The sequence below is a fragment of the Rhizobium sp. PK7-22 genome, from assembly GCF_056530405.1.
This window is the reverse complement of record NZ_CP096514.1, coordinates 1,294,238-1,319,494: the sequence shown is the minus strand read 5'-3', so window position 1 is coordinate 1,319,494 and position 25,257 is coordinate 1,294,238. Positions and strand designations below refer to the sequence as shown.

Here is a 25,257-nt window from a genome sequence, read left to right as displayed (position 1 = left end):
GATCAAACTTGCGCGAAGATGAATGGGTTGGGACAAAAGCCTGGCGTTGTTCCAACACCTCAACCCTGTTCGATCTCTGACTACTGCCGGAACAGCGTCAGGATGCTCTCGGCGTTGGTATTGGCGATCGACAGAGACTGAATGCCAAGCTGCTGCTGCGTCTGAAGCGCCTTGAGACGAGTCGATTCCTCGTTCATGTCGGCATCCACCAATCGGCCAATGCCCTTGTCGATCACGTCGACCAGAGACGCTATGAAGTCTTCCTGAAGATCGACGCGGCTCTGGATGGAGCCAAGGCTCGAGGCGGCGCTGGTCATCGCAAGCAGTTGCCGGTCCACGAAACTCGTCATGATGTCGAGAACATCCTGATCTTCGGCGAGTGAGCCGGGCACAAGTCCGTTCAGGGACGCGCGCACGACGTCGAGTTTGGTGATGTCGATCGTCACGACCGACATGTCGATCCTGCGGTTGTTCAGGTTATTGACCGGCGAAACCACGAAGAAGAAGTCGTCGGTGCCGTCATTGTAGACTGCCGTGGTGACAACAGTACCTCCCGCTGGATCCGGGGTCGTTACCTCGACCCAGGTGTTGTCCGTGATCTTGTAGTAGGATGAGCCTCCGACCTCATAGATGGAGGCGTCGGCGTTTCCATCTGCGCCAAGCGTGGCCAGATCAGTGTCGGAGAAGGTCGGCACTGCGTATCGGCTGTTCGTCGTGATGCCTGTATCGGTTTCAGACACGGTCACGGCCGCTTCGTTGGCAGAGACGTAGGCAAGATCCTGATCGAGGATGCCCAGCTTGCCGCCGCTTGTATCAAAGAGAACGGTGCTGGAATCGAGGACGTAATCGACGGTGGTGACAGCCACCTCGCCGGACGGGCCGCGGGTGAAGGCCGCCACGACCTCCTTGATCTGAGGGCTGGCTATCGCAGGGCTGCCGCCGTCGCTGATACGACCCTGAATCCAGTTCTCGCCCGAGAAGCTCGCGGATTCGGAAATGCTGCTGAGCTGCTCCTGGAGCTGCGTGATTTCTTCCTGGATCTTGGAGCGATCGACGCCGACACCATAGGCCGCGACCAGCTTCGACTTGATTTCCTGGACTGTCGCGATCGCGCTGTCCATCGCTTCGTAGGCCGTATCCACCTTGGCGGCGCCGAGCCCCAACGCGTCCTGAACAGTCGAAAGCGTAGAGCTGTCGGACCGCATGGTGGTCGCGATGGACCAGTAGGCGGCATTGTCCTCGGCTGTTTCCACCCGAAGGCCCGAGGACACCCGCGCCTGGGTCGTCTCGAGGTTACGATCGATCGACCGAAGCGTCTGGAGCGCCGCCATGGCGGCGACATTGGTGAGGATACTGGTCATTGCCTTCTGCCTCTGTCGTGAATGCACGGTCCTCCCGAACGGGAGGGCGACGACGGGAGGGCTTCATGCAATGCGCCCTGCAGTCCCATCATGGGGGGCGATCCGTCGTTCGTTAACAAATCGTTAACAACGGCAGTTAACAGTCGAGGCTTGCGTCTGGCAATCTTTCAAATCTTTCCTTCCGGTCAATGACAGGTTTCGCGCAAGCTCCGGACGAGCGAAAACCGCGCCCCTGGTGGAGCGCGGTTTCCATCCGAATACCTGCCTGTCAGCGGCGGGACGAACCGCCCCAGCCTAGGGCGCCGCCTACTGACGGAAGAGCGACAGGATATTTTCGGAAGCGGTATTGGCGATGGAGAGCGACTGGATGGCCAGCTGCTGCTGTGTCTGCAGCGCCTTCAGTCGTGTCGATTCCTCGTTCATGTCGGCATCCACCAGACGGCCGATGCCGGAGTCGATCGAGTCCGTAAGAGCCGCGATGAACTCTTCCTGCATCCCGATGCGCATGGCGATGGAGCCAAGATCGGCGGTGGCGCTGATCATCGCTTCCAGAGCAACGTCCGTTGCCTGTACCATGACATCCAGTTCTTCGTTCGTCAGAGCCGTGATATCTACCAGATCCAACGAATTCGGCGCTTCGACATTCGTTCCTGCTGGAATGGGCGTGGTATCGACGGACCAACCGACCGGACCCGCGCTGGTCGCCGCCACTTCCTGACCGGGAACCGTGGTGGCATCCACGGCCTTGACCCACACTCCCTGAACCTTGACGTAGTCGGCTGCGGGCGTCGCGGTGTTGGCGTAGTTGCCCTCGAAGGTGGCACCATCAGCGATCAGGGCGTCGATGGTGTAGGCCAGGACGGTGTGCTTTGACGTGACGCCGTTGGTATTGATGTCCAACGTGATCGATGCAGGCGTAACGTTGAAGGTCCGATCGAGGATGCCCAGATCGCCGCCCTCGTCGAACAATACGGTGTTGCCGCTCAGGTCATAGATGATCTTCTTAACTGCGACCGCGCCATCTTCAGAGCGAATGAACGACCCAACGACGTTCTTCTGGACCGTGTTGCCGGTGGCGTTGGTGAGATCGGCCTGCATCCAGTTCTCACCGGAGAAGGAAGCTGCCGATGCGATGCTGCGGAGTTGTTCCTGCAGCTGCTCGATCTCCTCCTGAATCTTGGCGCGGTCCACACCTTCTTCGGTTGCCGCTACCATTTTCGCTTTGATTTCCTTGACGACTTCCACAGCGCTTTCCATTGCTGCATAGGCCGTATCGACCTTCGCCGCGCCCAGTCCCAGGGCATCCTGGACGGCCGAGAGCGCCATGTTGTCCGACCGCATGGTGGTCGCGATCGACCAGTAGGCGGCGTTGTCGGAAGCTGTTCCTACGCGCAGACCGGTGGAAACCCGTGCCTGTGTTTCTTCCATGCCGTCGTCGATGGAACGGAGGGTCTGAAGTGCAGCCATCGCTGCTACGTTGGTGAGAATGCTTGTCATGTTGATTGCCCCTTTATTGGCTAGATGAGGGACATCCCGGAAGCGCCGGGAACGATGGTCTGGCCTAATGCCGTTAACCGCTTCTTCGTCTAGGTTAACCCATCGTTACGATGATTGCAGTTAAGCCGGCCATGGTTAACAAACCTTAAACGAGATCTTATAAAGTTAACAAAACGCGAAAGGCCGCCCTCGCGGGCGGCCTTGATGGTCGAAGTTGCTGATCGGATCAACGGAAGAGCGTGAGGATGCTTTCCGATGCGCTGTTGGCGATGGACAGCGACTGGATGGCCAGCTGCTGCTGCGTCTGCAGGGCCTTCAGGCGGGTCGACTCTTCGTTCATGTCAGCGTCAACGAGGCGGCCTACGCCCTTGTCGATGGAGTCGGTCAGCTTCCCGACAAATTCCTGCTGCATGTCGATACGCATGCCGATCGAACCAAGGTCGGCAGCTGCGCTCGTCATGTCGGTCAGAGCGGCATCGACGCCGGAGATCAGCGTATCAAGCGCGGCATTCAGGATACCGACGATGTTGATATCCTTGATCGAGCTCGGGGCTGCCAAGTTGGTTGCAGGAGCACCGGTGGCCGTAGTATCCACGCCGTAGTAGACGCCACCTTCGTCGTGCACGGCTTCCTGGCCCGTGCCGCTCACATCAACAGCCCTGACCCAGTTGGTGTCGTCCACCTTGACGTAGAAGTCGGTACCACCGACATCTGCCAGCTGCGTGGTGACGCCGCCGACTGTATTGGTCGTGAAAGTCGCGTTCTGGGCAATCAGATCATCGACAGAATAGGCAGCCCTGGTGGTTGTGGAAGCTACACCGTCGGTGTTGACCGTAAGGGTGACGCTCTTCTGCGAGACGTTGTAGACCTTGTCGAGGATACCCTGGTTGCCAGCAGCCGAGGTGTCGAACAGGACGTTGCTGCCATCCAGCGCGTAGTTCACCTTCTTGACCGAAACGCTACCGTCGTCGCCGCGGACGAAGGAGGCGACAACGGTTTTCGTGGTGGCAACACCAAGGTCCGACTGCAACCAGTTTTCACCCGAGAAGGATGCTGCCTGGGCGATCGAGGTCAGCTGATCCTTCAGCTGGTCGATTTCCTCCTGGACCTTGGCCTTGTCGATGCCGTCTTCAGTCGCGGCAACGAGCTTGGCCTTGATTTCCTTGACGACTTCAATGGCCGAATCCATACCGGCGTAGGCGGTATCGACCTTGGCCGCGCCGAGGCCGAGAGCGTCTTCTACGGCGGCAAGAGCCATGTTGTCCGAACGCATGGTCGTTGCGATCGACCAGTAAGCGGCGTTGTCCGAAGCGGAACCAACGCGCATGCCCGAGGAAACGCGAGCCTGAGTTTCTTCCATGCCGGAAGAGATCGTGCGCAGGGTGGAGAGCGCAGCCATGGCTGCGACGTTTGTCAGGATGCTAGTCATATTATGGGTGCCCCTTGAATGGCTGATTTGGAAAGGGACATTCCGGGCAATACCGGGAGCCGGCGCACAGCATCATGCTTACTAACCTTTTAATAAATAAGGTTAACTCGCCGTCTCGATAGGGCTAGGTAACGCCAGTTTGGTTAATGAAGACCTAAGCGAAGGGGCCAAAGCAGCACAGCCACAGATTTTATTTTACAGCCTTTGCGTGCGCGCGCGCGTGCCAGAACATGCTTAAAAAAAGGTGAAGCCGCACCTGTTTCCAGGTGCGGCTTCTTTGCAACGATACGTTCGTGAGGCTCGATCCGATTAACGGAAGAGCGACAGGACGTTCTGCGAGTCGGAGTTTGCAATCGACAGAGCCTGGATCGCCAGCTGCTGCTGCGTCTGCAGGGCCTTCAGGCGGGTCGACTCTTCGTTCATGTCGGCGTCGACCAGGCGGCCTACACCCTTGTCGATCGAGTCGCTCAAGTTGTTGACGAACTCTTCCTGCATGTCGATGCGCATGCCGATCGAACCAAGATCAGCAGCAGCGCTTGTCATGTCGTTCAGAGCCGCGTCAACACCGGAGATCAGGGCATCGAGCTCGGCGCTATCCATCCCTACGATATCGATGTCCTTGATCGAAGACGGAGCGTCCAGGCTGCCAGGCAGGTTGTCTGTATCAACACCGTAGAAGACGCCGGTTTCATCATGTACGGCTTCCTGGCCGGTGCCAGTCACATCCTTTGCCAGCACCCAGTTGGTATCATCGACCTTGACGTAGAAGGTACCAGCGACTTCAGCGAGCTGCGTCGACTTGGTGCCGCCAGCAGGGGTATTGGTGGTGAAGACGGCGTCGTCAGCGATCAGGTCATCAACAGAGAACGCTTCTACGGTAACCTTCTCAGTCACACCGTCGATGTTGACGGAGAGCGCCACGCTCTTCGCGGTCACGTTGTAGACCTTGTCGAGGATACCCTGGTTGCCAGCAGCCGAGGTGTCGAACAGGACGTTGCTGCCATCCAGCGCGTAGTTCACCTTCTTGACCGAAACGCTACCGTCGTCGGCGCGGACGAAGGAGGCGACAACTGTCTTCGTGGTGGTAGTACCAAGGTCCGACTGCAACCAGTTTTCACCCGAGAAGGATGCCGCCTGAGCGATCGAGGTCAGCTGATCCTTAAGCTGCGTGATTTCTTCCTGGACCTTGGCCTTGTCGATGCCGTCTTCAGTCGCGGCAACGAGCTTGGCCTTGATTTCCTTGACGACTTCGATGGCCGAGTCCATACCGGCATATGCGGTGTCGACCTTGGCGGCGCCGAGGCCGAGAGCGTCGGAAACGGCCGAAAGAGCCATGTTGTCCGAACGCATGGTCGTTGCGATCGACCAGTAAGCGGCATTGTCCGAAGCGGAGCCGACCTTCAGGCCGGAGGAGATCCGTGCCTGGGTGTCTTCCATGCCGGAAGAGATCGAACGCAGGGTGGAGAGAGCCGCCATTGCGTTGGTGTTTGTAAGAATGCTCGACATAATGTTTGTCCCTTTGACAAAATACTGATGGGGGACATACCGGCTGGGTTTCCCGCCCGGTCACGTACAGCTCGGCTTCATGCCACTCGGTGCCGCATCTTGGCTACCAAACCCGTCGTGTGAGGACGAAACTGGCAGCGAATCCTTGCCAACTTCTTAAATTGGCAAGGTCACCGAGGCGCTTGGTAAAGACTTCGTTAAGGGGAGCGGTTAATTACGAGAAGGACCGCACAAGGCTGCCGACCAGCAGGTTCCAACCGTCTATCAGGACGAAGAACAGGATCTTGAACGGCAGCGAGATGGATGTCGGCGGCAGCATCATCATGCCCATAGCCATGGTGATGGCGGCCACGATCATGTCGATCACCAGGAACGGCAGGATGATCAGGAAGCCGATCTCGAAGCCGCGGCGGATCTCGGACAGCATGAACGCCGGGATCAGGACGCGGTAATCGATCGCTTCGGGCGTACCGACGCTCTGGCCTCGTTCTTCGGCCAGGTCGACGAACAGGGACAGGTCCTTGTCGCGGGTGTTGACGCTCATAAAGCCGCGGAACGGTTCGGCAATGCGCTGGACCGCTTCGGTCTCGTCGATCTGGTTCTCGAGCAGCGGCTGCACGCCTTCGTTCCAGGCGCGGTCGAACGTCGGCGCCATGACGTAGAAGGTCATGAACAAGGCCATCGAGATCAGGACGAGGTTGGAAGGCGCCGTGCCCAGCCCCATGCCGGACCGCAGGATCGAGAACGCGATGATGAAGCGCGGAAAGCTCGTCACCATGATCAGGATGCCGGGGGCAACCGAAAGAACGGTGAGGAGGCCAAAGGTGCGGATAATCCATGCGGCTGCGGAGCCGTCCACGGGTATGTTCAGGAGGTCGGCCGGCGACTGCTGTGCAAGAGCAAGGCCAGGAGCCGCCATCACGGCGAAAACGAGGAAGATCAGCCGAATCATGCGATCACAAGGGTTCTGAACATTACCCTTCGATCTCATCCTTGCACCCACGGGTCAACAAGTGCTGCCAATGATCCCCCGTTATCAGAAGATGGCGCCGTCCGGGATCTATTCGATGACCATGGTGCGGAACATGACCTTGGAGACCTTGCCTTGTGAACGCATGTCGACGCGCTCCTGGATATCGTCCCGCAGATACTGGAAACCGCGCGGTCCTTCGATCTGCTGGAGGGAGACGGTGCGCATGTAGGCCAGGATATCCTGGTGGATCTCCTCGGCCAGCGGCAGTTCGGCGGGGCCCTTGAAGGCCAGCGCCACCTCGAGCCGGATCCAGCTGTCTGAGGGATAGGCAAGGTTCGTGGTGATCGGATCGAGAAGCACCACACCGTTCGCTTCGGTGGCGATCTTCGGGATGCCGTCTTCCTCCCCTCCGCCATGCCCCCCGGCGGCGTCGGTTTTGGCGGTGGCATGCTCCTCGACCGGTGCCGCTGGCGCAATCATGCCACCGAGAACCCAGCCGCCGCCGCCGCCGATCAGCGTCAGGACCGCAACGCCGGCGATCAGCATCATCGGAGACTTCTTCTTGGCTGAACCTTCAGTGCCTTGCGTATCGTCCATTGCCTTGTCCTATTCCGGCGCCTCTGCCCTAGAATGGCGAGAAGAGGTCGACCACCTGCTGGCCCACCGGCGGCTGCTGAACTTCCGTCAGACGACCGCGGCCGCCGTAGGAAATGCGTGCTTCGGCGATGCGTTCGTAGGAGATGGTGTTGTCGGCATCCACATCCTGCGGACGCACGATACCGGCGACATTGAGAATGCGGATTTCGTGGTTCACCCGGACCTCCTGGGAGCCGCTGATCAACAGGTTGCCGTTCTCGAGAATGCCAGTCACCACTGCCGCGACCAGCAGCTGCAGCTTTTCCGAACGTTCCGTGGAGCCTTTTCCAGCCGAATCGGTGCTGGAATCGGTTCCCAGGTCGCCGCTCGTACCGGTGTCCGTGCTGAAGCCCAGGAAGTTTGAGACATTCGCGCCCCAGGTCAGGCTCGTACCATTGGTCCGGCTACGCTCTGTCTCGTTATCGAACGACGCGCGGTCGTTGATCTGAATGTTAACGGTCAGGATGTCCCCGACGTTCAACGCGCGCGCATCCTTGAAGAGCGCAGCCTGGGAGTCGGACCAGAGCGAATAGCCATTGGACATCTGGCGGGGCTGTTTCGGATAGGAGGACATCTGCGGCGCCGAGGCATACTGCAGGCCGCTGCCGATCGGGCTCATGGACGGCGCGTTGCCGATTTCCCTGATCGTCTGGCTTTGGCATCCAGTCAGCAGGAGGATGGCCATAAGGGCAGGTGAGCGCTTCATCATGAGGGTTCTTTCGAAGTATTGGGATCGGAAGCGCTGGAGATGATCGTCGCGATCATGCCGGCCTTCTGCGGGTCCATTTCACTGAGTACGAGACCGGATTGCCGCGCGGGTAGCTTCATGATGATAGCCGCCGCCACTTCCAGGTTCATTTCTTCAAGTTGCGGCGCCGCAGCGTCCGCCTTCATGGTCTTGAAGATATCCACGAGGCCGGCTTCCGCCCGCACCAGGAAGTCGTTGCGACGCTTCAGCCAGTCCTCGTATTCGGCCTTGCGGCTTTCCAGAACGGAGATGCGCTGGTCCACGTCTGTCTGCAGCGTTTCAAGCTCCTGCTTCTGCAGCAGGTAGCGCTGGTCACGCGCGGCGTCGGCGATATTGGTGCAGAACTGCTGGATCTCGCTCTCGGGAGACGTGGCGGATACCGCCGCCGGCTCTTGCGCGCTAACCTGCGGAACGAGCATGACGATGGCGCTCAATGCCAGCATCTTGCGGATCAGTCCCCTGGAGACGCTCACGGTGATGGACGAAGATGCTCTGGTCATTGCAGCACGAGCTCCGCTTGCAGGGCGCCGGCAGACTTGATGCCCTGGAGGATTGCGATGATGCCGTCGGGTTTGACGCCGATGTTGTTGAGACCGGCGACGAGGGTGCGAAGGTCTGGCCCCTCGACAATTGCAACCGGCCCGCCATCCTTCATCGCCATGATATCGGTTTCGGGCTGAACAGCGGTGACACCGCGGGAAAACGGTTCCGGCTGAACGATCTGGGGCGTTTCGGTCACTTGTACCGTCAGCGTTCCGTAGCTGACGGCGACGCGGGAGACCTTGACATCGGCGCCGATGACGATGGTTCCTGTGCGTTCGTTGATGACGACCTTGGCGGGCGTATCGGTCTCGACGACCAGGTTCTCGATCTCCGCCATCAGACGGGTGAGATCGGCGACCTTCGGCTTCTGGACAATCACTTCCTGGCTGTCACGAGCTTCCGCGATCGGGCCGCCGTAACGCTGGCCGGCAAACGTGTTGACGGCATCCGCCATGCGGACTGCCGTGGAAAAATCGGCATTGCGCAGCTGCAGGACGAGATTGACCGAGTCCTTGAAGTGGGACGGCAACTCGCGCTCGATGATAGCGCCATTGGGGACACGGCCGGACGTGGTGATGCCCTCCGTCAAGGTGGCTGCCTGTCCCTGGGCCGTAAAGCCGGACACGATGACCGCGCCCTGCGCGACCGCATAGATCTGTCCGTCGGCACCCGACAGGGATGTCATGACGAGCGTGCCGCCCCGAAGCGAAGTGGCATCGCCAAGCGAACTGACGTTGACGTCGATGCGGCTGCCGGGGCTCGCAAAGGGCGGCAGATTGGCAGTCACCATGACGGCGGCAAGGTTCTTGGCGTTCGACTGGCTGCCTTGCGTGGAGATGCCGAGGTTCTGAAGCATCGCGCGCATCGACTGCTCGGTGAAGGGAGAACTGCGCAGGCTGTCGCCCGACCCCTGAAGGCCGACGACGAGACCGTAGCCGATCAGCTGGTTGTCGCGACCGGCCTGGAGGGAGGCGATGTCCTTGATCCGTGCTGCATCCGCATAGGCCGGCAGAAAGCCGCCGGCGAAGACAGTGGCGGCGACGAGCAGAAGAGCGCCGATGGAGCGGAGGATTTTCATCGTGACATCACCTGTATTGTGCCGTCCGCCATAACTGTTCCGCTGACGATGATGCCGGAGTCGTTATTGCGAACGCGGACGACATCGCCGATGGAGGCGTCCTGCAGCGGTGTACCGGCCGCGGAAATCGTCATGCTGCCGATGTTGAAACCCAGTCGGACGGACGAGCCGCGGCGGATGGCATAGGGCGGTCGCAGGCCGGAGAGCAGGATCGTCCGCCCGGGCAGCAGGGTGCGCGTGCTGACCATGCCCGTGACTTCGTTGATGCTGCGGGCATATTCGCCCGCGAGCTTCGGGTTGGTGACCTCAACTTCTTCGACGACGCCAGCCAAGATTTCCTCGCCGGGATAGATGATCTGCTTGGGAATGACGGCCGTGCCCATTTCGGCTTCGGCAGGCGCGACCATGCCCAGTGTCAGCGCCATGGTCAGCGTGGCCACGGCCCCTCGAGCGATCCATTTCATCCGGCGAAACGTCATGTCTGCCTGCTCCCGTGTTTACTTCAGGTTCTTGCTGACGATGGACGCCATCTCGTCTGCCGTGGTGATGACCTTGGAGTTCATCTCGTAGGCGCGCTGCGCCGAGATGAGGTCCGTGATCTCCTTCACGGCATCGACGTTCGACGCCTCGAGGTAGCCCTGCTTGATGTATCCGAAGCCCGGATCCTCCGGGACAGCGACGATCGGCTCGCCGGATGCCGGCGTCTGGGCAAACAGGTTGTCGCCGAGCGGCTGCAGACCCGCCTCGTTGACGAAGTTCGCAATCGTCAGCTGGCCGACTTCCTGGAATTCGGCCGCGTTGCCGACACGGACGTTCACCTGGCCGGTGCGGCTGATGATCGTTTCGCTGACGTCCGGCGGAATGACGATGTTCGGAACGACTGCATAGCCGTCGATCGTGACCAATTCGCCTTCTGCGTTCGTGTTGAACGCCCCGGCGCGGGAATACATCGTGGTGCCATCCGGCGCCTCGACCTGGAACCAGCCGCGGCCGACGAGTGCAAGGTCGAGACCATTTTCCGTATGTGTCAGCTCGCCCTGGGTATGGATGTTGCGCACGGCAGCCGTCTGAACGCCGAGACCGATATTGGCGCCTTCGGGCACGATGGCCTGGTTGGCGCGGTTCGGCACGCCCTGCGCCCGCTCCGTCTGATAGAGCAAGTCGGAGAATTCGGCACGGGCGCGCTTGTAGCCCGTGGTGTTGATGTTGGCGATGTTGTTGGCGATCACCTCGAGATTGGTCTGCTGGGCATCCATGCCCGTCGCGGCAACTGAAAGCGCTCTCATGTCCTGGTCTCCCGGTCGATCAAATCGACATCTTGGTGATTTCGAGGTAGGCGTTCACGATCTTGTCGCGAAATGCGATGGCGGTGTTCAAGGACTGCTGGGCCTGCAGCACAGCATCCACCACTTCCCGTGTGTCGGCCTTGCCCTGGATGCCTTCAAAGGACTTGGCTTCCGCATGCTTCAGGCTGTTGACGGAATCGGTCGCCATGCTGCCGAGGACGCTCGCGAAGTTCATGCCGGGGTTTTCGACCGAAGCGGCCCCACCCTGCGTGGACGATCCGCTTTCAACCAGCGATTCCAGACCGCGCGTGGACGACAGGGAGCTTACTTTGGTAATGTTATCGATCATTGTCCGCTCTTCAGAAGGTCGATCGTCGAGGCAATCAGCTCGCGAGTCTGTTTGATGGTCTGCAGATTTGCTTCGTAGGTCCGATTGGCCTCGCGCATGTCGGCCATTTCGATCAGCATGTTGACGTTCGGCAGCTTGACCATGCCGCGATCGTCGGCAGCGGGATGGTTCGGATCGTATTCCTCGACGAAGTCGGAATCGTCAGTGCCGAGTTTCTGCACCCGGACAAGCTCGACTTCTGCGGCCCGGTCCATCTCTGCGCCGAAGGTGATGGTCTTGCGGCGATAGGGGTCGGCGCCGGCCGTGTCGCCGGTCGAGCGGGCGTTAGCAATGTTTTCGGAGACAATGCGAAGTCGGGTGGACTGGGCTTCGAGGCCCGACCCCGCGATCTTCAATGAGGCTGAAAGCGGATCCATTGGCTTTACCTTCTTACGGTCATGAGCATCATGCTATGAAAGGTCTTCACGAGGCTCGTGCTGAGCTCGTACTGGCGCTTGATCTCACCGGTCTTGGAGAGTTCTTCCGCAAGCGCCACCGTGTTGCCCGACTCCTGAACGCCGATCTGGTTCTCCAGATCGTTCTCGTGGACGCCGATGTTCTGGCTGTACTGGCTCTCGGCCAGATGACTGGGATGGGTGCGGGCCATGCTCACCTGCGTCCCGTCCAGTACGGCACTGAATGGCGAGACATCCTTGGCATGGAACTTCGGTGTGTTGGCGTTCGCGATGTTGGTGGCCACCACCTCCTGGCGGACCGAAAGCCATTCAGCCTGCCGAGATGCGAGCGAGAACAGTTGAATCGGTTGCATAGTCTTTCTCCATCGTTTGTCTGGAGACTATGCCGGTAATCTTGCGTGGGACTTACGGACGGGCCGCGGCCGCGTCCTCGTAGATCTCACCCGAAGAGGTGATGATCACCCATCTCCCATCCCGCTGCTCGATCGTGGCGAGCTTGCTGTTGTCGGGAAGGATGGAGCCGATGCGCACCATGTACATGCCGGACCTGTCCTCGATCAATGCGCGCCCGTTGGACACATGCAGCAGTCGAAAACCTGATTTTCCCGGGAACGGCTGATCCGGCCGCGCCTGTCCGTTCTGCTCCTCAGGACCGAGCGAAGAGACTGTGGCGGTGGTGACGGCGTCCGTCGGCTCGGGCGGAAGGACCCGCTCGTCTTCGGTATTATCGATCATTGCGAGCGGAGAAACGCTCATGACGTTGCGCGGCGGGATCGGCGGCAGGTCGCGCGTATGGTCGAAGCTCGTGGTGGGTATGCCGAATTTTTCCTGATGCAGGAAGACGTACCATGGAAACAGCGCCGAGACCGCGGCCAGTAGAATGCCGGAGGCGGTCAGCATGCGGTCGCTCCGGCGCAAGACACTGCGCTTCCTCTTCAGCAGCTCGGCCGGCTGCGGTGCGTCCGCGTGGCTCATCTTCAACCTCTTTGTTTGTTCATCGGGGCGCCGGAGACCTGGCCCACCGCATTGCGAAGCGCCGTGGCAAGATCGCCATAGGCATCCGTCGACGGCGGATCACCCGGCGATTGCTTCAGAACCTCATAGATTATCGGCACCTGCTTGATGGCCATGTCGAGTTCGGGATCGGTGCCGACGCGATAGCCGCCGATCAGTCGCAGGTCCCGGGTTTCCTCGTAGCGATGGATGAGCGACTTCAGCCTTGACACCAGCTTCTCCTGATCCGGCGACCAGGCCTTGCGTGCCAGACGCGAAATGGACGCCAGCGGGTTGATGGGCGGGTAACGTCCCTCCTCCGCCAGGCTGCGCTCCAGCACGAGGTGACCGTCCAGGATGCCGCGGGTGGAGTCGGCGATCGGGTCGTTATGATTGTCACCATCGACGAGGATGGAGATGATCGCCGTGATCGTCCCCGCTCCTTCCGCACCCGGACCGGCGCGCTCCAGAAGTCTCGGCAGCTCAGTGAATACCGAGGCCGGATAGCCGCGGGCGATCGGCGGCTCCCCGGATGCCACAGCGACTTCGCGGATGGCATGGGCAAAGCGCGTGATGCTGTCGGCGATGAAGAGAACGTTCTCGCCCTGATCGCGAAAGTGCTCTGCAATTGTAATGGCCACCAGAGGCGCCATCTTGCGCAGCATCGGGCTTTCGTCGCTGGTGGCGACCACCGCGATCGACTTCGACATGTTGTCGCCGAGAGTGTCTTCGATGAATTCACGGACTTCGCGGCCACGTTCGCCGACCAGAGCGATCACTACCTTGTCGAAGGCATCAGCGCGCGCGAGCATGGAAAGAAGTGTCGACTTACCGACGCCGGAGCCCGCGAAGACACCGAGACGCTGGCCAAGGCAAAGCGGCGAAAAGATATCGACGGCCCTCACCCCGGTGGTAAATCCCGTCTCCACCCGACTGCGGGTCATCGAGGGCGGTGCCGTATTGGCTATCGATCGCCGGACACGGCCGGTAGCAAGCGGGCCACGACCGTCGATTGGATCGCCCAGCGAATTGATGGTGCGGCCGCACCAGCTATCGTCCGGCGCGACGCGGAAGGCGCCCTTGCGGATGACGGTATCGCCGATACCGATGGGTTCGCCGGGTTCGATCGGGCAAACATAGACGACGTCCTGCTCGACGCGGACCACCTCACCGAGGTGGATGCCCGTCGGGCTGCGGTGCGCCACGAATTCGCCGAGGCGAACATGCTTCGAAAGACCTGCGACGGTATAGTGACCGGCTGCAATGGTGCGGACACGTCCACCGTGCGCCACGGAAAAAGCCGGGTCTGCATAGCGTTCCGTGAGATCGGCAAGCTGGGCCAGCTTGCCGCCCGTCACCGCCTGTAAGATGGCCGCCTGTTCGAACATGGAGCTCAGTCCTTACCGGCCGCTGCCAAGAGTCTTGATGGCCTCGCCAAAGGCACTTTCGGTGTCGCGCATCAGCGACGAGATGCCCTCGAACGCACGGTTGACCTGGATGAGCTGCGTCATCTCGCTGATGCCGTTGACATTGGAACCCTCGACATAGCCCTGAACGACGGCGACGTTGAAGTTGTCGACGATCGGCTGGGGATCGTCGACGGGAATCACGCCGCTGTTGTCGGCACGGATGAAGCCCTCGGAAATGTCGGCCGTGAAAAGGCCGATCGAGCCGACTGGCTGGCCATCCTGGACGATCTGGCCGTCGGCGCCGACCGTCGGCGGACCGCCGGCGCGGTTCAACTGGATCGGCGCACCGCCGGCGTCCAGCACCGCGTGGCCCATCAGCGAGACCAGCTGGCCGGTCTCCAGCATGGTGAAGCGGCCGTCGCGCGTCAGCACCTGACCGGCGGGCGTGTCGATGGCAAACCAGGCATCGCCCTTGATCGCGAAGTCGAGGGCACTGCCGGTATTCTGCATCTGACCGTTGCGGGTCGATAGATAGTCGTTGCCCTGGGTGACGAAGGCGACCTTGGCATTGTTCTCGTTTCGGGTGCTGCTCATCACCTCGTCGAACTTGACCTCGGTGGCGCGGAAGCCTGAGGTGTTCATGTTCGCCATATTGTCGGCGATCGTGTTCAGGCGCCGTTCGAGCGCAATCTGCGAGGAAATTCCGACGTAGATTCCGGATTGCATATCATGTGCCCCCGAGTTTCAGTGCATTGATGGAGATGAGAAGATCCGTGGAGATCCCGCTCGTGGAGGGAGTGAAAAGTGTCGCCACATTCGCGATGTCGGGCGCATTTTCCAACTCCCACAGGGCCGAGAACCGCTCCAGGAATTTCGACAGCTTGGTTCTGTCCTGAAAGTCCGTGATGTCGATCGACCCTTCGATGAAGGCTGCCTGCCGGTCCACGTCGAGTGCTGCGATCTCATCCGGCAGCTGGAGAACCGTACGAACCACTTCCGACAGCGCGTCGTCGGCCAGGATTTCCATGCCGGATTTGATGGAGGGCGCCATGCGATCGAAATAGAGGGCAAGGCGCACACCCGGATTGTCTGCGCCTGCCTCTTCTTCCAGCTTCTGGCGCTGGTATTTCTCGACGACGCCCTTTTGCGCTTTATCGAAGCTGGTCGCGGTCTCGCCGAAAGCTTCGAACTTGAACGTCTCGGCGAGTTGGGCATAACGGCTGTCGGACAGCTTGTTGGCGAAGGCCTCGGGGTCCGCAACGCCTTCTGTCAACACCTTGCGCATGAACGCCTTGGCATAGGCCATGTCCTCCAGACCATGCGCCTTGAGCGCATAGTTGTAGATGCGGCTGTCGGCCATGAAGTCGTCGACGGATTTGATGTTGCCGATGTTCTCCAGATAATACGCGCTCTCACGGGCAACGTCCGGCTGCTCGGCAACGCGTGCCAGGGAAGCCGGCAGATCCCTGCTGATGATCGCGTAGCTGGTGTAAGTCGTAATCACGGCGGAGACCCCGATCGATCCAGTAGTTCGGATTGAAATGCGGGCATTTACCCGATGGGAGGAGGTCTAGGCGTAAAGACTTGTGCGAAGCTGTACCCTCAGCCGCATTCGACACTCTCCGGAGAGAAGCCTGGCCAGCCAGCCTCACGCAAGCCAGACAGGCTACTTCCAAGTCTCAAGTTCAAGCTCGACGCAGGTACCAGATGAACATTGTTATCGGATTCGTGATCACCTTTGGCTGCATCATCGGCGGGTACATGGCCATGGGTGGCCACCTCGACGTGCTGTTTCAGCCGTTCGAGCTGGTGATCATCGGCGGCGCCGGCATCGGTGGCTTCATCATGGCCAATCCGATGAAGGTCGTGAAGGATTCCGGCAAGGCTCTCGGCGAGGCCTTCAAGGGGTCCGTCCCCAAGGAGCGCAACTATCTCGACGTACTCGGCGTGCTTTACGCTCTGATGCGCGACCTGCGGACCAAGTCGCGCAATGAGATCGAAGCACACATCGACAATCCCGACGAGTCCTCGATCTTCCAGACGGCGCCCAATCTGCTGAAGAACAAGGAACTGACGACCTTCATCTGCGACTACGTCCGGCTCATCATCATCGGCAACGCCAGGTCACATGAGATCGAGGCGCTGATGGACGAGGAGCTCGAGACGCTTTCCCATGACCGGATGAAGCCGTACCATGCCATTACCGCCATGGGCGACAGCTTCCCGGCCATCGGCATCGTCGCCGCCGTTCTCGGCGTCATCAAGGCCATGGGCAAGATCAACGAGTCGCCCGAGGTCCTCGGCGGCCTGATCGGCGCCGCGCTCGTCGGCACCATGCTCGGCATTATCCTGTCCTACTCGATCTGCAATCCACTTGCGGCACAGATCAAGATCGTCCGCGGCAAGCAGCATCGCCTCTTCATCATCGTGAAGCAGACGCTGCTTGCCTACATGAACGGCTCGGTCCCCCAGGTTGCCCTGGAATACGGTCGCAAGACGATCTCCAACTACGAACGCCCCTCGATCGATGCGGTCGAGCAGGAAATGATGAACCCGGGCGGCGATAACAAGGCGGCATGATGACCACAGTTGCGGTTCCGACTTCTCCTACTCCCATCGACCATGCGCTTCTGGCAAAGCTGACGGGCGGGCTGGGTGACCGGAAGACCATCGAAAAGATCAGCGGCGAATTCGGCCAACTCTATGCCGACTTCCTGCCGGACGTATTCCATGGGGAAACGGGTATCCCGATCAGCCTCAGCTTCACGGGCTGCACCTCCGGCCTGATGGCGGACCTGGTCCGCGATCTCGGCGAGACCTTCACCCTGGCCGACGGCTCGCTGCGGAACTGGTCCCCCAACTTCGTCCTCGCCTGCGGCAACAGCCTGGTTATCGCCCTGATGGAGCAGATGCTGGGTGCCCTGCCTGACACCATCGAGCAGCCGTTCGACCGTCCCCTGTCGACCATCGAACTCGACCTGGCACAAATGGTGCTGAGCCGGATGGGCCTGGTTCTGCAATCCGGGGTGAACGCCCCAGGGAGCCACGAGTTGGTCCTTGAAGCGGCCCACAATTTCGAGGACCGACAGGCTCCCGATGTTGCTGTCCCTCAGTTCGGGGTCACCATCCGGATGGCTGTCGAACTTGGCAAAGTCAGCACCGAAATCGCCCTCATTCTCCCGCAGAAGGCGTTCCTCAAGACCAAGGTCATTGTTCCGAAAGCGGCTGGTCAGCTGTCGAAGAACAAGCAGGAGTGGCACGAGCGGATCAGCGAGCAGGTCCGCCGTTCGCAGGTGACGCTGGAAGCCCGGGTTCGGCTTGAAAGCCTGACGCTTGGGACAATTTCGCGCCTTGCAGCCGGCGATGTCATTGCCTTCCATGACAGGAAGGATGTCGCAGTCCAGGTCAGCGCAAACGGCAAGGACATGTACTCCTGCGAATTGGGGCGCTCCGGGGAGCGCTACACGGTTCGCGTCAAAAACAACATGAGCACGGAAGACGAAATCCTCAACCACCTCATGGGCTGATCTATCGCATCGAGACAAGAAGCGTTCACGCGCCTTTCCCCAAGGCAGGCTGACGCAAGTTTCAACGGGAATAATAGAAGCATGGCTACGAAGAAGACACCTCTAAAGGAAGATGATGCCCTGATGCCTGCTGTCGGCAACGGCGAGCTGGATCAGGCCATCGATGATCTGCGCGGCGTGCTGCAAGCAGATGCCGACGGCGGTGTGCCTGGCTTCGACGCCGACTTCGGCGCACCGGCAGACGACCTTGCCATGCCGGAGACTTCCGGTTTTGGCGGCGACTTCGGCTCGGATGCCGGCGACTTCGGCACCTCCGACTTCGGGGGGCCGGATTTCGGCTCCGAAACCGTGGGCGGGTCGGGTTTCGGTGGGTCCGACATGTCCTTCGGCTCCGTCCAGGAGCCGGGGAGCGCGCTGACTGCCAACATGGATCTGATCATGGACATCCCGATCGATGTCGAGATCGTCCTGGGCTCCAGCCGCATGCAGGTCTCAGGCCTCATGAACCTAGAGGAAGGCGCAACTATTGCGCTGGACAAGAAGATCGGTGAGCCGGTCGAAATCATGGTGAACGGACGCCGGATCGGCAAAGGCGAGATCACGGTTCTGGAAAACGACGACACGCGATTCGGTGTGAAAGTGACGGAAGTACTGAGTACAAGACGAACCTGATCCCTGTTCGGGACAGAGAGGGAAGACCATGATGGACTTTGACGACTTCGGGAGCGCTCTTGCTGAAAGCCCGTTGTCCCAGGCTGAGAAGGCGGCTGCCGTTCTCCTGGCCATGGGCAAGGGCGTTGCCGGCAAGCTTCTGAAGTACTTCACGCAGAGCGAACTGCAGATGATCATCGCGTCGGCCCAGCGGCTGCGGACGATCCCGCCGGACGAACTGCTTGTTCTCGTCAATGAATTCGAGGACCTGTTCACCGAAGGAACAGGTCTCATGGACAATGCCGCCGCCATCGAGGCGATCCTCGAGGAAGGCCTTACTCCCGAAGAGGTGGATGGCCTGCTCGGCCGGCGAACAGCGTTCCAGGCCTATGAGTCTTCCATCTGGGACCGACTGCAGGATGCGGATCCGGCTTTCGTCGGCAAGTTCCTTGCCCGCGAGCACCCTCAGACCGTCGCCTACATCCTGTCCATGCTGCCCTCGGCCTTCGGCGCAAAGGTGCTGCTGCAGCTTCCCGACAGCCGCCGCGCCGACATCATGAACCGTACGGTCAACATGAAGGAAGTCAGCCCGAAGGCTGCCCAGATCATCGAGAACCGTGTGCTCGAGTTGATTACAGCGATCGAAGCGGAACGGAATTCGGCAGGCTCGGCAAAGGTCGCCGATCTGATGAACGAACTCGACAAGCCTCAGGTCGACACGCTGCTCACCTCGCTGGAGACGATCAGCAAGGAATCCGTCAACAAGGTACGCCCGAAGATCTTCCTCTTCGAAGACCTTCTGGTCATGCCGCAACGCAGCCGCGTGCTGCTGCTCAACGACATTGCAGCAGACATTCTGACCATGGCTCTGCGTGGCGCCAGCGCCGAGATCAAGGAAGGCGTCCTGTCCGCCATCAGTCCGCGCCAGCGCCGGATGATCGAGTCCGATCTGTCGGTGCCGACCGCCTCCCTCAACCCGCGCGAGGTCGCCATCGCCCGCCGCGCCGTTGCCCAGGAAGCCATCCGTCTCGCCGGTGCCGGTCAGATCCTTCTCAAGGAACCCGAAGAAGCCAAAGACGAACAGGCAGCGGCCTAGCAGTCCAGCGACAGAGAAAAAAGGTGGGGCTTCGGCCCTGCCTTTTTTGCTTTAATCCGGCGTCCTGTGCACTACCCACAGTCTTTTTGTTGACTCGATCCCTGCCTAAGGGCGCACTGCTATAGCGTCATGCTGCGGTCGCGGCTGATTCGCGCGGGGGAAGAAACCTTGTCGAGCGACGACAAAGACAGCAAAACAGAAAACCCAACCGCCAAGAAACTGAGCGACGCGGCCGAGAAGGGCAATGTTCCCGTTTCCCGCGAAGTGCCGATCTTTGCGTCGACGCTCGCCTTCTACATCTTTATCGTCTTCTTTCTTCCTTCCGGAGCCGGGGATCTTGCGGAAACTCTGAAGGACCTGTTTTCCAAGCCTGATCAGTGGGACCTGGAGAACACTCCGGACGTCGTGTCCCTTTCGGTGCACCTGGGCTGGTCGATCGCCGCGTTTCTCGCACCGATCATGCTGCTCTTCATCGTCTTCGGGCTTGGCTCTTCGTTTGCGCAGAACATGCCGTCGATGGTGCTGGAGCGTATCCGTCCACAGGTGTCACGGATCTCGCCGATGAAGGGGATCGAGCGCATCTACAGCATGCCGGGCATGGTCGAATTCGGCAAATCCTTCTTCAAGATCCTGATCGTGTCCGTGATCATGTATTTTGCCTTGCGTGGTGAGTTTTTCGCCGCCATCGACGCGATGTTTTCCGATCCGCAGGTCGTCCTGGTCAAGCTAGACACCATCGTCCGGAAGATGGTGGTGGTGCTGCTCATCGCAACAGCCCTGCTGGCAGCCGTCGACGTGGCCTGGTCGCGCCACCACTGGTACACGCAGCTGATGATGACCAAGCAGGACGTGAAGGACGAGTACAAGCAATCGCAGGGTGATCCGGTCGTTAAAGCCCGGCAGAGGTCGCTTGCGCGTGATCGTGCTCGCCGCCGGATGATCGACAGTGTTCCGCGGGCGACGCTGGTCATCGCAAACCCCACCCACTACGCGGTGGCGCTTCGGTATGTCCGTGAGGAAAACGAGGCGCCCATCGTCGTCGCCAAGGGTCAGGACCTGATCGCGCTCAAGATTCGCGAAATCGCGGAGGCGCATGGGATTCCGGTTTTCGAGGATCCGCCGCTCGCACGCTCCATGTTTGCGCAAGTCTCGGTTGATAGCATCATTCCGCCAGCCTTCTACAAGGCAGTGGCGGAACTGGTGCACCGGGTCTACGCAACTCGGTCGCTCAAGAAACGGACACACTGAGCGTCATGAAAAAATGCAGCCATTCTACGGAACGCGAGAAGATTCTGGCCGAAGCCATCAGTCCGGTGGCAACGGAATTGCGGTTACTCGACGCCGGCGATCTGATCTCGCTGGTGCGTCTGGAATGTTACGGTAATCTTGCGGATCTTGTGTCGTCCGCCGCCGAGCTTTACTTCCACCCCGGGACAGTCAACTTCGGCTCTGGCGGCGAATACACCCTGGAGTGGAGCGGCCAGCCACAGGTCGTTCTTGACCTGGAGATCAAGCCCAAAGGCGTTTCGGTCTATGCGCGGCTGATGCTCGCAGACCAGCAGGCAGGCATCGAGATCGATCACATTGCGTTCCAGGAGCCCTGCGACGATCCCGACGAGAACACCGCCTTCCTGCAGCGCAGCCTGCAGGAAGCCCGGTTTGTTACCTGCGGGCCACCCATGGCCATGGCGAACTAGGCGCTCACCTGAACCTGCGTCAGTGGATGTAGCCGAGGCGGATCGCCTTGGCGATGGCCTGGATGCGGTTCACCGCATCCAGTTTCATCGTCGCCGATCCCAGGTAGGCGTTGACCGTATGGACCGACAGGCCAAGGTTATCGGCGATTTCCTCGCTGATCCGCCCGTCTCCGGCTAGCTGAAGGCAGGCCACCTCCCTCTCGCTTAACGTCTCCGCAGGGACAGTCCGGCGCTCGTCGAGGGCCAGCAGGTCGATCATGACGTGACAGCTGCGCACATGCTGCTCGATCATCAGATCGCTCGACAAGCTCAGAGATGCAGCGGTGAAGATAACGTAGCCATTTCCCATCGCCCCCATGCGGACAGGAAATGCAAGACCGGAGAAAGGCGTGACGTCGGAAGGCAACCGCCGGGTCAGAGGCGTGAAGTCGAATGCCTCGACAAAGCTCATGTGCTCCGTACCGCTCCAGATGACAGGAAGCGTGGAAATATCGATGTGGTCGAGCAACGCGTCGGCATAGCCCGCGACAATCAGATCGCTGTAGCGTTCGCTGTCTTCCCCCCAATTCTCCATCTCGCAGGAAAGCTTTCGCTTGCCCGGGAGGCCTGCGCCCAAAATCCGGAAGACCGCAAAATTGCGTGCACGCAGTTGCTTTTGCATGGCGATGAGCTTGGGGAAGACATCCGCTCGGCTTGCTGCCCGTTGCAGGCGGCCATGACTACTGGCTGAGTTATCTGGGGAATTTCGACGCGGGGAACTCATGCTGCTTGCAGATCTCCTAGACCAGATTATTCCGGACAGCGTAGGCGATCGCTTCAGAACGGGTCTTGGTCCCGGTCTTGCGCATGACGCTGGTGATGTAGTTGTTGATCGTGTTTCGCGAAATGCCGAGGATCATCGCGATCTCATCGCTCGTCTTGCCTTCGGCAATCCAGAAGAGACATTCCAGCTCCCGCTCGGTGAGTTCGAAATCGCGCTCGGCCCTTCCTTCGGGTGGGGCCGTGGAACCGACTGCGTAGGTCGCCAGAAGTGCGACCTCACGCAACCGGTCCTGCGAGAGAATGATCCCTTCACGGAACAACAGCAACAGAGAATACCGGATACGACCGATGCAGACAGCAAGAGAACAATATTGCCGGCTGACATCATCCGGGAGAAGGACGTCGTCGGGAAGTACAGCGAAGATCGGCGTCAGCAGCGACAGGCACTTCTCGAGCTCGGTCGACTTGGCATAGCTGCTCGCGAGCTCGACACCGATGCGCCTGACGACATCGAAGGGGAAGTCAGAGGAGACGATGAAGTCCAGCCCCTGCTCCTGGATCAGATCGCATCGCGCGAAAAGGAAGTGAGAGGCGCCGACATATTCTGCGAGCAGCCGCAAGGCGCCAGGCGTGTTGTCGGCTGAGGCCGATACGCCAAGCCGGCGAACTACTTGTTCGCGAGTGATTGCTGCCGGCGCAATATCTGCGTTTGGATGGAATGTCTCCGATGCCACTTCCACGCCTGTCAATTCCATATGGCTCCTACCCTTTGCTCATGACGAGCAAGAGCCCTGGTAGTGGCAGTGTTTCGGACGTCCGGTCGCTCATCGCCCGCTCCTCCGCATGTGTGTAGCTACGAATCACAGCCATTCTAGGAGACCGGCGGTGAAATGCTATCTGCTATGAGCACTTGCTGATGGAAACGGACAAAATCTCGCCAAAGCTGTGGCGCAATTACGGCGTAAGCTGCCGTTCCCTCAACACAAAGAAGCCGGCACTTCTGCCGACCTCTTGGTGTAACATTTTCGTGATGATCAGGCTGCCTGGTCAATAGCCCATTTGCGTAGGATTTTGGCTGCTCGCTCCTCGCTGATTTCGACCATGCGCGCCAGCCGCTTCTCAGGCCCTTCCTTGACCCGGCGGTTGAAGCCGCCCTCGTCACCCATGCCGAGCATGTCGTCGGTGGCGTCGAATCCGAAGTCCGAGCCAAAGCCTTCCATGAGCGAGCCACTGCCGCCGCCGATGCCCGGAGAGAAGTCGGGCAGCTCCAGGCCGGCGCTGTCGGTAGCGATTTCCTGAGGCGCCGTTGCGCCGCCGACTGTCCGGACCAGCGGACGGATGCCCAGCCAGATCACCAGGAAGGCCACTACGACGAAGGCGAGCGAGTTGATGATGCCACCAAGATTGCAGCTCAGCACTTCCGTGACACCCGGACCCGTCGCAGCCTCTTCAAGCAGCTGCGCCTCGAGGAAGTCCATTGCCGTCAGTGTGACGACGTCGCCCCGCTCGGCATTGAGGCCGGCCGCCGAGGTAACGATCGTCTGCATCTCGGCGAGGTAAGCGTCGATTTTGGCCTGGTCTGCCGGCTCGCCGACCATCTGCGCGATGCGCCCCTTGTTGACGACAACGGCAATGGAAAGCTTTTCGATGGCATAGCTGTTGCGCGTGGTGGCGACCGTCTTGCTGTTGATCTCGTAGTTGGTCTGCTCTTCCTTCTTGTCCGATTCGTCGGAGGACTTGGGGCCGCCCGCCGCACCGGCTTCAGGTGCTGCCTGAGGAACGTTCTGCTCTACAGTTGCGGCACTGTCGTCCTGCGTCTCCTGCGAACGCTGCTCTTCCTTGGTGATGCGGACCGACCGCTCTACCCGTGATTCCGGATCATAGATCGTTTCCTGGATCTGCTGGCTGTCGGTATTGAGATCGGCCGTTACCGTCGAGCGGAAATTGTCCATTCCGAGGAAAGGGGCCAAGGCCTTGTCGATGTTGGTTTCCAGCTCCTGCTGGACGGACTGGACGATGCTCATCGAGCGGTTCATCTCGCTGTTGCCGCCCTCGTCGCCGGAGGCCAGCAGCTGGCCGGTGGAATCAAGAATGGTCACATCGTCCACCTCAAGACCTGGAACGGCCGCGGCGACGAGATGGCGAATGGATGAGGCGGCCTTGCGGCCGGTGGTGGTGCTGGCGCGGATCATCACCGAAGCCGTCGGCTTCTGGTCACCGCGGCGGAAATTTCCGACGTCCGGCATCACGATGTGCACCCTGGCTGCGGCGACCCCGCTGATCTGCTGGATGGAGCGTCCGATTTCGCCTTCCAGTGCCCGCACCCGGGTTACTTCCTGCATGAAGGAGGTAAGGCCAAGGGAGCCGACGTTGTCAAAGAGCTCATACCCGGCATTGGTGCTGTTGGGGAGGCCACGCTCGGCGAGCAGGAGACGGGCCTTGCCGGAACTGCCGACCGGCACCTCAATGCTGTTGCCTTCGGGTCCGACGGCAAAGTCTATCCCGGCTTCGGCAAGGGCAATGCTGACCTGATTGAGGTCCGTGGTTTCCAGCCCTACGTAGAGGGTCTCGTAGGCGGGTTTGTTGACGTAGAGTGCTGCGGCGAGAACGATCGCCATGGACACAAGCCCGGCGCCGGCAAGCGCAATAAGCCTCGTCTGACCCAAACCGGCCAGATTGTTATACACTTGAGAAAGTTGAGCCAACAGATTCATTCTGTTTCCACATCGCAAACCGAGATCAGGCCTTAGCCCGAGCCCACACTAGCCAACGAAGCTTGTGCGAGCGTTTCGGATATCCGTTGCAGCCTGAGGGAAATCCGGGCCGCAGATGTGGTGGAGAAACGGGTTTCGCCGCCTTTCAGAAGAAGTCGAAGTCTCCCGCGGCCTTGTTCAGAGGCTGCGAATGCCCGTGGCGGACGCCGGTGGAAAGGGCTCTGTGCATATCGGCAAGCTTGACGAGGCTGAGGGCCGTCGACATGTCGACCGTCCAGTTCTCGGGAATGCTGCCGGTAATCGTATCGATGAACTCTGCGAGGCCGCGGGTCTTCTGTACCGCGAGGTCGATTCCTTGCAGGATCTTGATGCTGTCGGGCTGCTCCATGACCTGGGGACCACCGAGCTCCAGAAGCTGCGGCTCAACCCGTTCGATGAGGTATGCCACGTCATGCAACTCGGAGACGAGCCGCATAAGAATTTCCGGCAAGGGCTGCTCGGGGAAAGCGTCGGTCTGCTTGGCGGTGTCGGTCATGGCTTTCCTCGC

Annotated in this window: 28 protein-coding genes; 6 read left to right on the top strand and 22 right to left on the bottom strand. The window is 60.2% G+C overall.

The window, feature by feature from the left end:
* Positions 1-80 precede the first annotated feature (80 nt).
* The 18 genes from M1E10_RS11115 to M1E10_RS11030 form a co-directional block, all read right to left on the bottom strand.
* Entirely contained in the window at positions 81-1,361 is a 1,281-nt protein-coding gene (locus M1E10_RS11115) for a flagellin family protein (RefSeq protein ID WP_499176407.1), read from the bottom strand.
* A 306-nt stretch (positions 1,362-1,667) separates the two neighbouring features.
* Positions 1,668-2,858 carry a flagellin family protein gene (locus tag M1E10_RS11110; RefSeq protein ID WP_499176406.1) on the bottom strand — a complete coding sequence of 397 codons (1,191 nt, stop codon included), beginning with the start codon at positions 2,856-2,858 and terminating at the stop codon, positions 1,668-1,670.
* A 226-nt stretch (positions 2,859-3,084) separates the two neighbouring features.
* On the bottom strand, positions 3,085-4,287 hold the full coding sequence (locus M1E10_RS11105; RefSeq protein ID WP_499176405.1) for a flagellin family protein: 1,203 nt from the start codon (positions 4,285-4,287) through the stop codon (positions 3,085-3,087).
* Between the two features lie 309 nt (positions 4,288-4,596).
* Positions 4,597-5,793 (bottom strand): flagellin family protein, encoded by a 1,197-nt coding sequence (locus tag M1E10_RS11100; protein ID WP_499176404.1) that lies wholly within the window; start codon positions 5,791-5,793, stop codon positions 4,597-4,599.
* Between the two features lie 214 nt (positions 5,794-6,007).
* Positions 6,008-6,745 carry a flagellar type III secretion system pore protein FliP gene (gene fliP / locus M1E10_RS11095; RefSeq protein ID WP_499176403.1) on the bottom strand — a complete coding sequence of 246 codons (738 nt, stop codon included), beginning with the start codon at positions 6,743-6,745 and terminating at the stop codon, positions 6,008-6,010.
* A 108-nt stretch (positions 6,746-6,853) separates the two neighbouring features.
* A complete protein-coding gene (locus tag M1E10_RS11090) occupies positions 6,854-7,363 on the bottom strand; it encodes a flagellar basal body-associated FliL family protein (protein ID WP_499176402.1) in 510 nt (169 codons plus the stop codon).
* Positions 7,364-7,391: 28 nt separating this feature from the next.
* The gene (flgH, locus tag M1E10_RS11085; RefSeq protein ID WP_499176401.1) at positions 7,392-8,111 is read right to left on the bottom strand and encodes a flagellar basal body L-ring protein FlgH; all 720 of its coding nucleotides are present in this window, start codon (positions 8,109-8,111) and stop codon (positions 7,392-7,394) included.
* A complete protein-coding gene (locus tag M1E10_RS11080) occupies positions 8,108-8,650 on the bottom strand; it encodes a MotE family protein (protein ID WP_499176400.1) in 543 nt (180 codons plus the stop codon). The genes flgH and M1E10_RS11080 overlap by 4 nt, the downstream gene beginning before the upstream one ends.
* A complete protein-coding gene (locus M1E10_RS11075) occupies positions 8,647-9,771 on the bottom strand; it encodes a flagellar basal body P-ring protein FlgI (RefSeq protein WP_499176399.1) in 1,125 nt (374 codons plus the stop codon). Before M1E10_RS11075 ends, M1E10_RS11080 begins: the two co-directional genes overlap by 4 nt.
* A complete protein-coding gene (flgA, locus tag M1E10_RS11070; protein ID WP_499176398.1) occupies positions 9,768-10,250 on the bottom strand; it encodes a flagellar basal body P-ring formation chaperone FlgA in 483 nt (160 codons plus the stop codon). The genes M1E10_RS11075 and flgA overlap by 4 nt, the downstream gene beginning before the upstream one ends.
* An 18-nt stretch (positions 10,251-10,268) precedes the next feature.
* Positions 10,269-11,057, bottom strand: coding sequence for a flagellar basal-body rod protein FlgG (flgG, locus tag M1E10_RS11065; protein WP_499176397.1), 789 nt, complete (start codon positions 11,055-11,057; stop codon positions 10,269-10,271).
* A gap of 19 nt (positions 11,058-11,076) precedes the next feature.
* Positions 11,077-11,406 (bottom strand): flagellar hook-basal body complex protein FliE, encoded by a 330-nt coding sequence (gene fliE / locus M1E10_RS11060; RefSeq protein ID WP_499176396.1) that lies wholly within the window; start codon positions 11,404-11,406, stop codon positions 11,077-11,079.
* A complete protein-coding gene (flgC, locus tag M1E10_RS11055) occupies positions 11,403-11,822 on the bottom strand; it encodes a flagellar basal body rod protein FlgC (RefSeq protein WP_499176395.1) in 420 nt (139 codons plus the stop codon). The genes fliE and flgC overlap by 4 nt, the downstream gene beginning before the upstream one ends.
* A gap of 5 nt (positions 11,823-11,827) precedes the next feature.
* Positions 11,828-12,214 (bottom strand): flagellar basal body rod protein FlgB, encoded by a 387-nt coding sequence (gene flgB / locus M1E10_RS11050; protein ID WP_499176394.1) that lies wholly within the window; start codon positions 12,212-12,214, stop codon positions 11,828-11,830.
* 52 nt (positions 12,215-12,266) lie between these two features.
* Positions 12,267-12,836, bottom strand: a complete 570-nt coding sequence (locus M1E10_RS11045) for a flagellar protein (RefSeq protein WP_499176393.1) — start codon at positions 12,834-12,836, stop codon at positions 12,267-12,269.
* Between the two features lie 2 nt (positions 12,837-12,838).
* Positions 12,839-14,242: a flagellar protein export ATPase FliI gene (fliI, locus tag M1E10_RS11040; protein WP_499176392.1), complete on the bottom strand. Its 1,404-nt coding sequence runs from the start codon at positions 14,240-14,242 to the stop codon at positions 12,839-12,841.
* 12 nt (positions 14,243-14,254) lie between these two features.
* The gene (flgF, locus tag M1E10_RS11035) at positions 14,255-14,989 is read right to left on the bottom strand and encodes a flagellar basal body rod protein FlgF (RefSeq protein ID WP_499176391.1); all 735 of its coding nucleotides are present in this window, start codon (positions 14,987-14,989) and stop codon (positions 14,255-14,257) included.
* 1 nt (position 14,990) lies between these two features.
* Positions 14,991-15,767 carry a DUF1217 domain-containing protein gene (locus tag M1E10_RS11030; protein WP_499176389.1) on the bottom strand — a complete coding sequence of 259 codons (777 nt, stop codon included), beginning with the start codon at positions 15,765-15,767 and terminating at the stop codon, positions 14,991-14,993.
* A gap of 203 nt (positions 15,768-15,970) precedes the next feature.
* On the opposite strand from M1E10_RS11030, the gene motA reads away from it, so the two are divergent.
* The 6 genes from motA to M1E10_RS11000 all read left to right on the top strand — a co-directional run bounded on the left by motA (position 15,971) and on the right by M1E10_RS11000 (position 21,234).
* Complete coding sequence (gene motA, locus M1E10_RS11025; protein ID WP_499176387.1) at positions 15,971-16,843, top strand: flagellar motor stator protein MotA; 873 nt, start codon at positions 15,971-15,973, stop codon at positions 16,841-16,843.
* Positions 16,840-17,790, top strand: a complete 951-nt coding sequence (locus M1E10_RS11020) for a flagellar motor switch protein FliM (RefSeq protein WP_499176385.1) — start codon at positions 16,840-16,842, stop codon at positions 17,788-17,790. Before motA ends, M1E10_RS11020 begins: the two co-directional genes overlap by 4 nt.
* 81 nt (positions 17,791-17,871) lie before the next feature.
* The gene (gene fliN / locus M1E10_RS11015) at positions 17,872-18,462 is read left to right on the top strand and encodes a flagellar motor switch protein FliN (RefSeq protein ID WP_499176383.1); all 591 of its coding nucleotides are present in this window, start codon (positions 17,872-17,874) and stop codon (positions 18,460-18,462) included.
* A 28-nt stretch (positions 18,463-18,490) separates the two neighbouring features.
* Positions 18,491-19,537, top strand: a complete 1,047-nt coding sequence (gene fliG / locus M1E10_RS11010) for a flagellar motor switch protein FliG (RefSeq protein ID WP_499176382.1) — start codon at positions 18,491-18,493, stop codon at positions 19,535-19,537.
* A 129-nt stretch (positions 19,538-19,666) separates the two neighbouring features.
* On the top strand, positions 19,667-20,785 hold the full coding sequence (gene flhB / locus M1E10_RS11005) for a flagellar type III secretion system protein FlhB (protein WP_499176381.1): 1,119 nt from the start codon (positions 19,667-19,669) through the stop codon (positions 20,783-20,785).
* A 5-nt stretch (positions 20,786-20,790) separates the two neighbouring features.
* Positions 20,791-21,234, top strand: coding sequence for a BspJ family T4SS effector nucleomodulin (locus tag M1E10_RS11000; protein ID WP_499176380.1), 444 nt, complete (start codon positions 20,791-20,793; stop codon positions 21,232-21,234).
* Positions 21,235-21,253: 19 nt separating this feature from the next.
* Here M1E10_RS11000 and visR read toward each other — a convergent pair whose 3' ends face one another.
* The 4 genes from visR to cheT form a co-directional block, all read right to left on the bottom strand.
* Positions 21,254-21,997, bottom strand: coding sequence for a helix-turn-helix transcriptional regulator (visR, locus tag M1E10_RS10995; RefSeq protein ID WP_499176379.1), 744 nt, complete (start codon positions 21,995-21,997; stop codon positions 21,254-21,256).
* 16 nt (positions 21,998-22,013) lie between these two features.
* Positions 22,014-22,751 carry a helix-turn-helix transcriptional regulator gene (visN, locus tag M1E10_RS10990; protein ID WP_499176378.1) on the bottom strand — a complete coding sequence of 246 codons (738 nt, stop codon included), beginning with the start codon at positions 22,749-22,751 and terminating at the stop codon, positions 22,014-22,016.
* 279 nt (positions 22,752-23,030) lie between these two features.
* A complete protein-coding gene (gene fliF, locus M1E10_RS10985) occupies positions 23,031-24,710 on the bottom strand; it encodes a flagellar M-ring protein FliF (protein WP_499176377.1) in 1,680 nt (559 codons plus the stop codon).
* A 145-nt stretch (positions 24,711-24,855) separates the two neighbouring features.
* Complete coding sequence (gene cheT / locus M1E10_RS10980; RefSeq protein ID WP_499176376.1) at positions 24,856-25,245, bottom strand: chemotaxis protein CheT; 390 nt, start codon at positions 25,243-25,245, stop codon at positions 24,856-24,858.
* Positions 25,246-25,257: the final 12 nt, after the last annotated feature.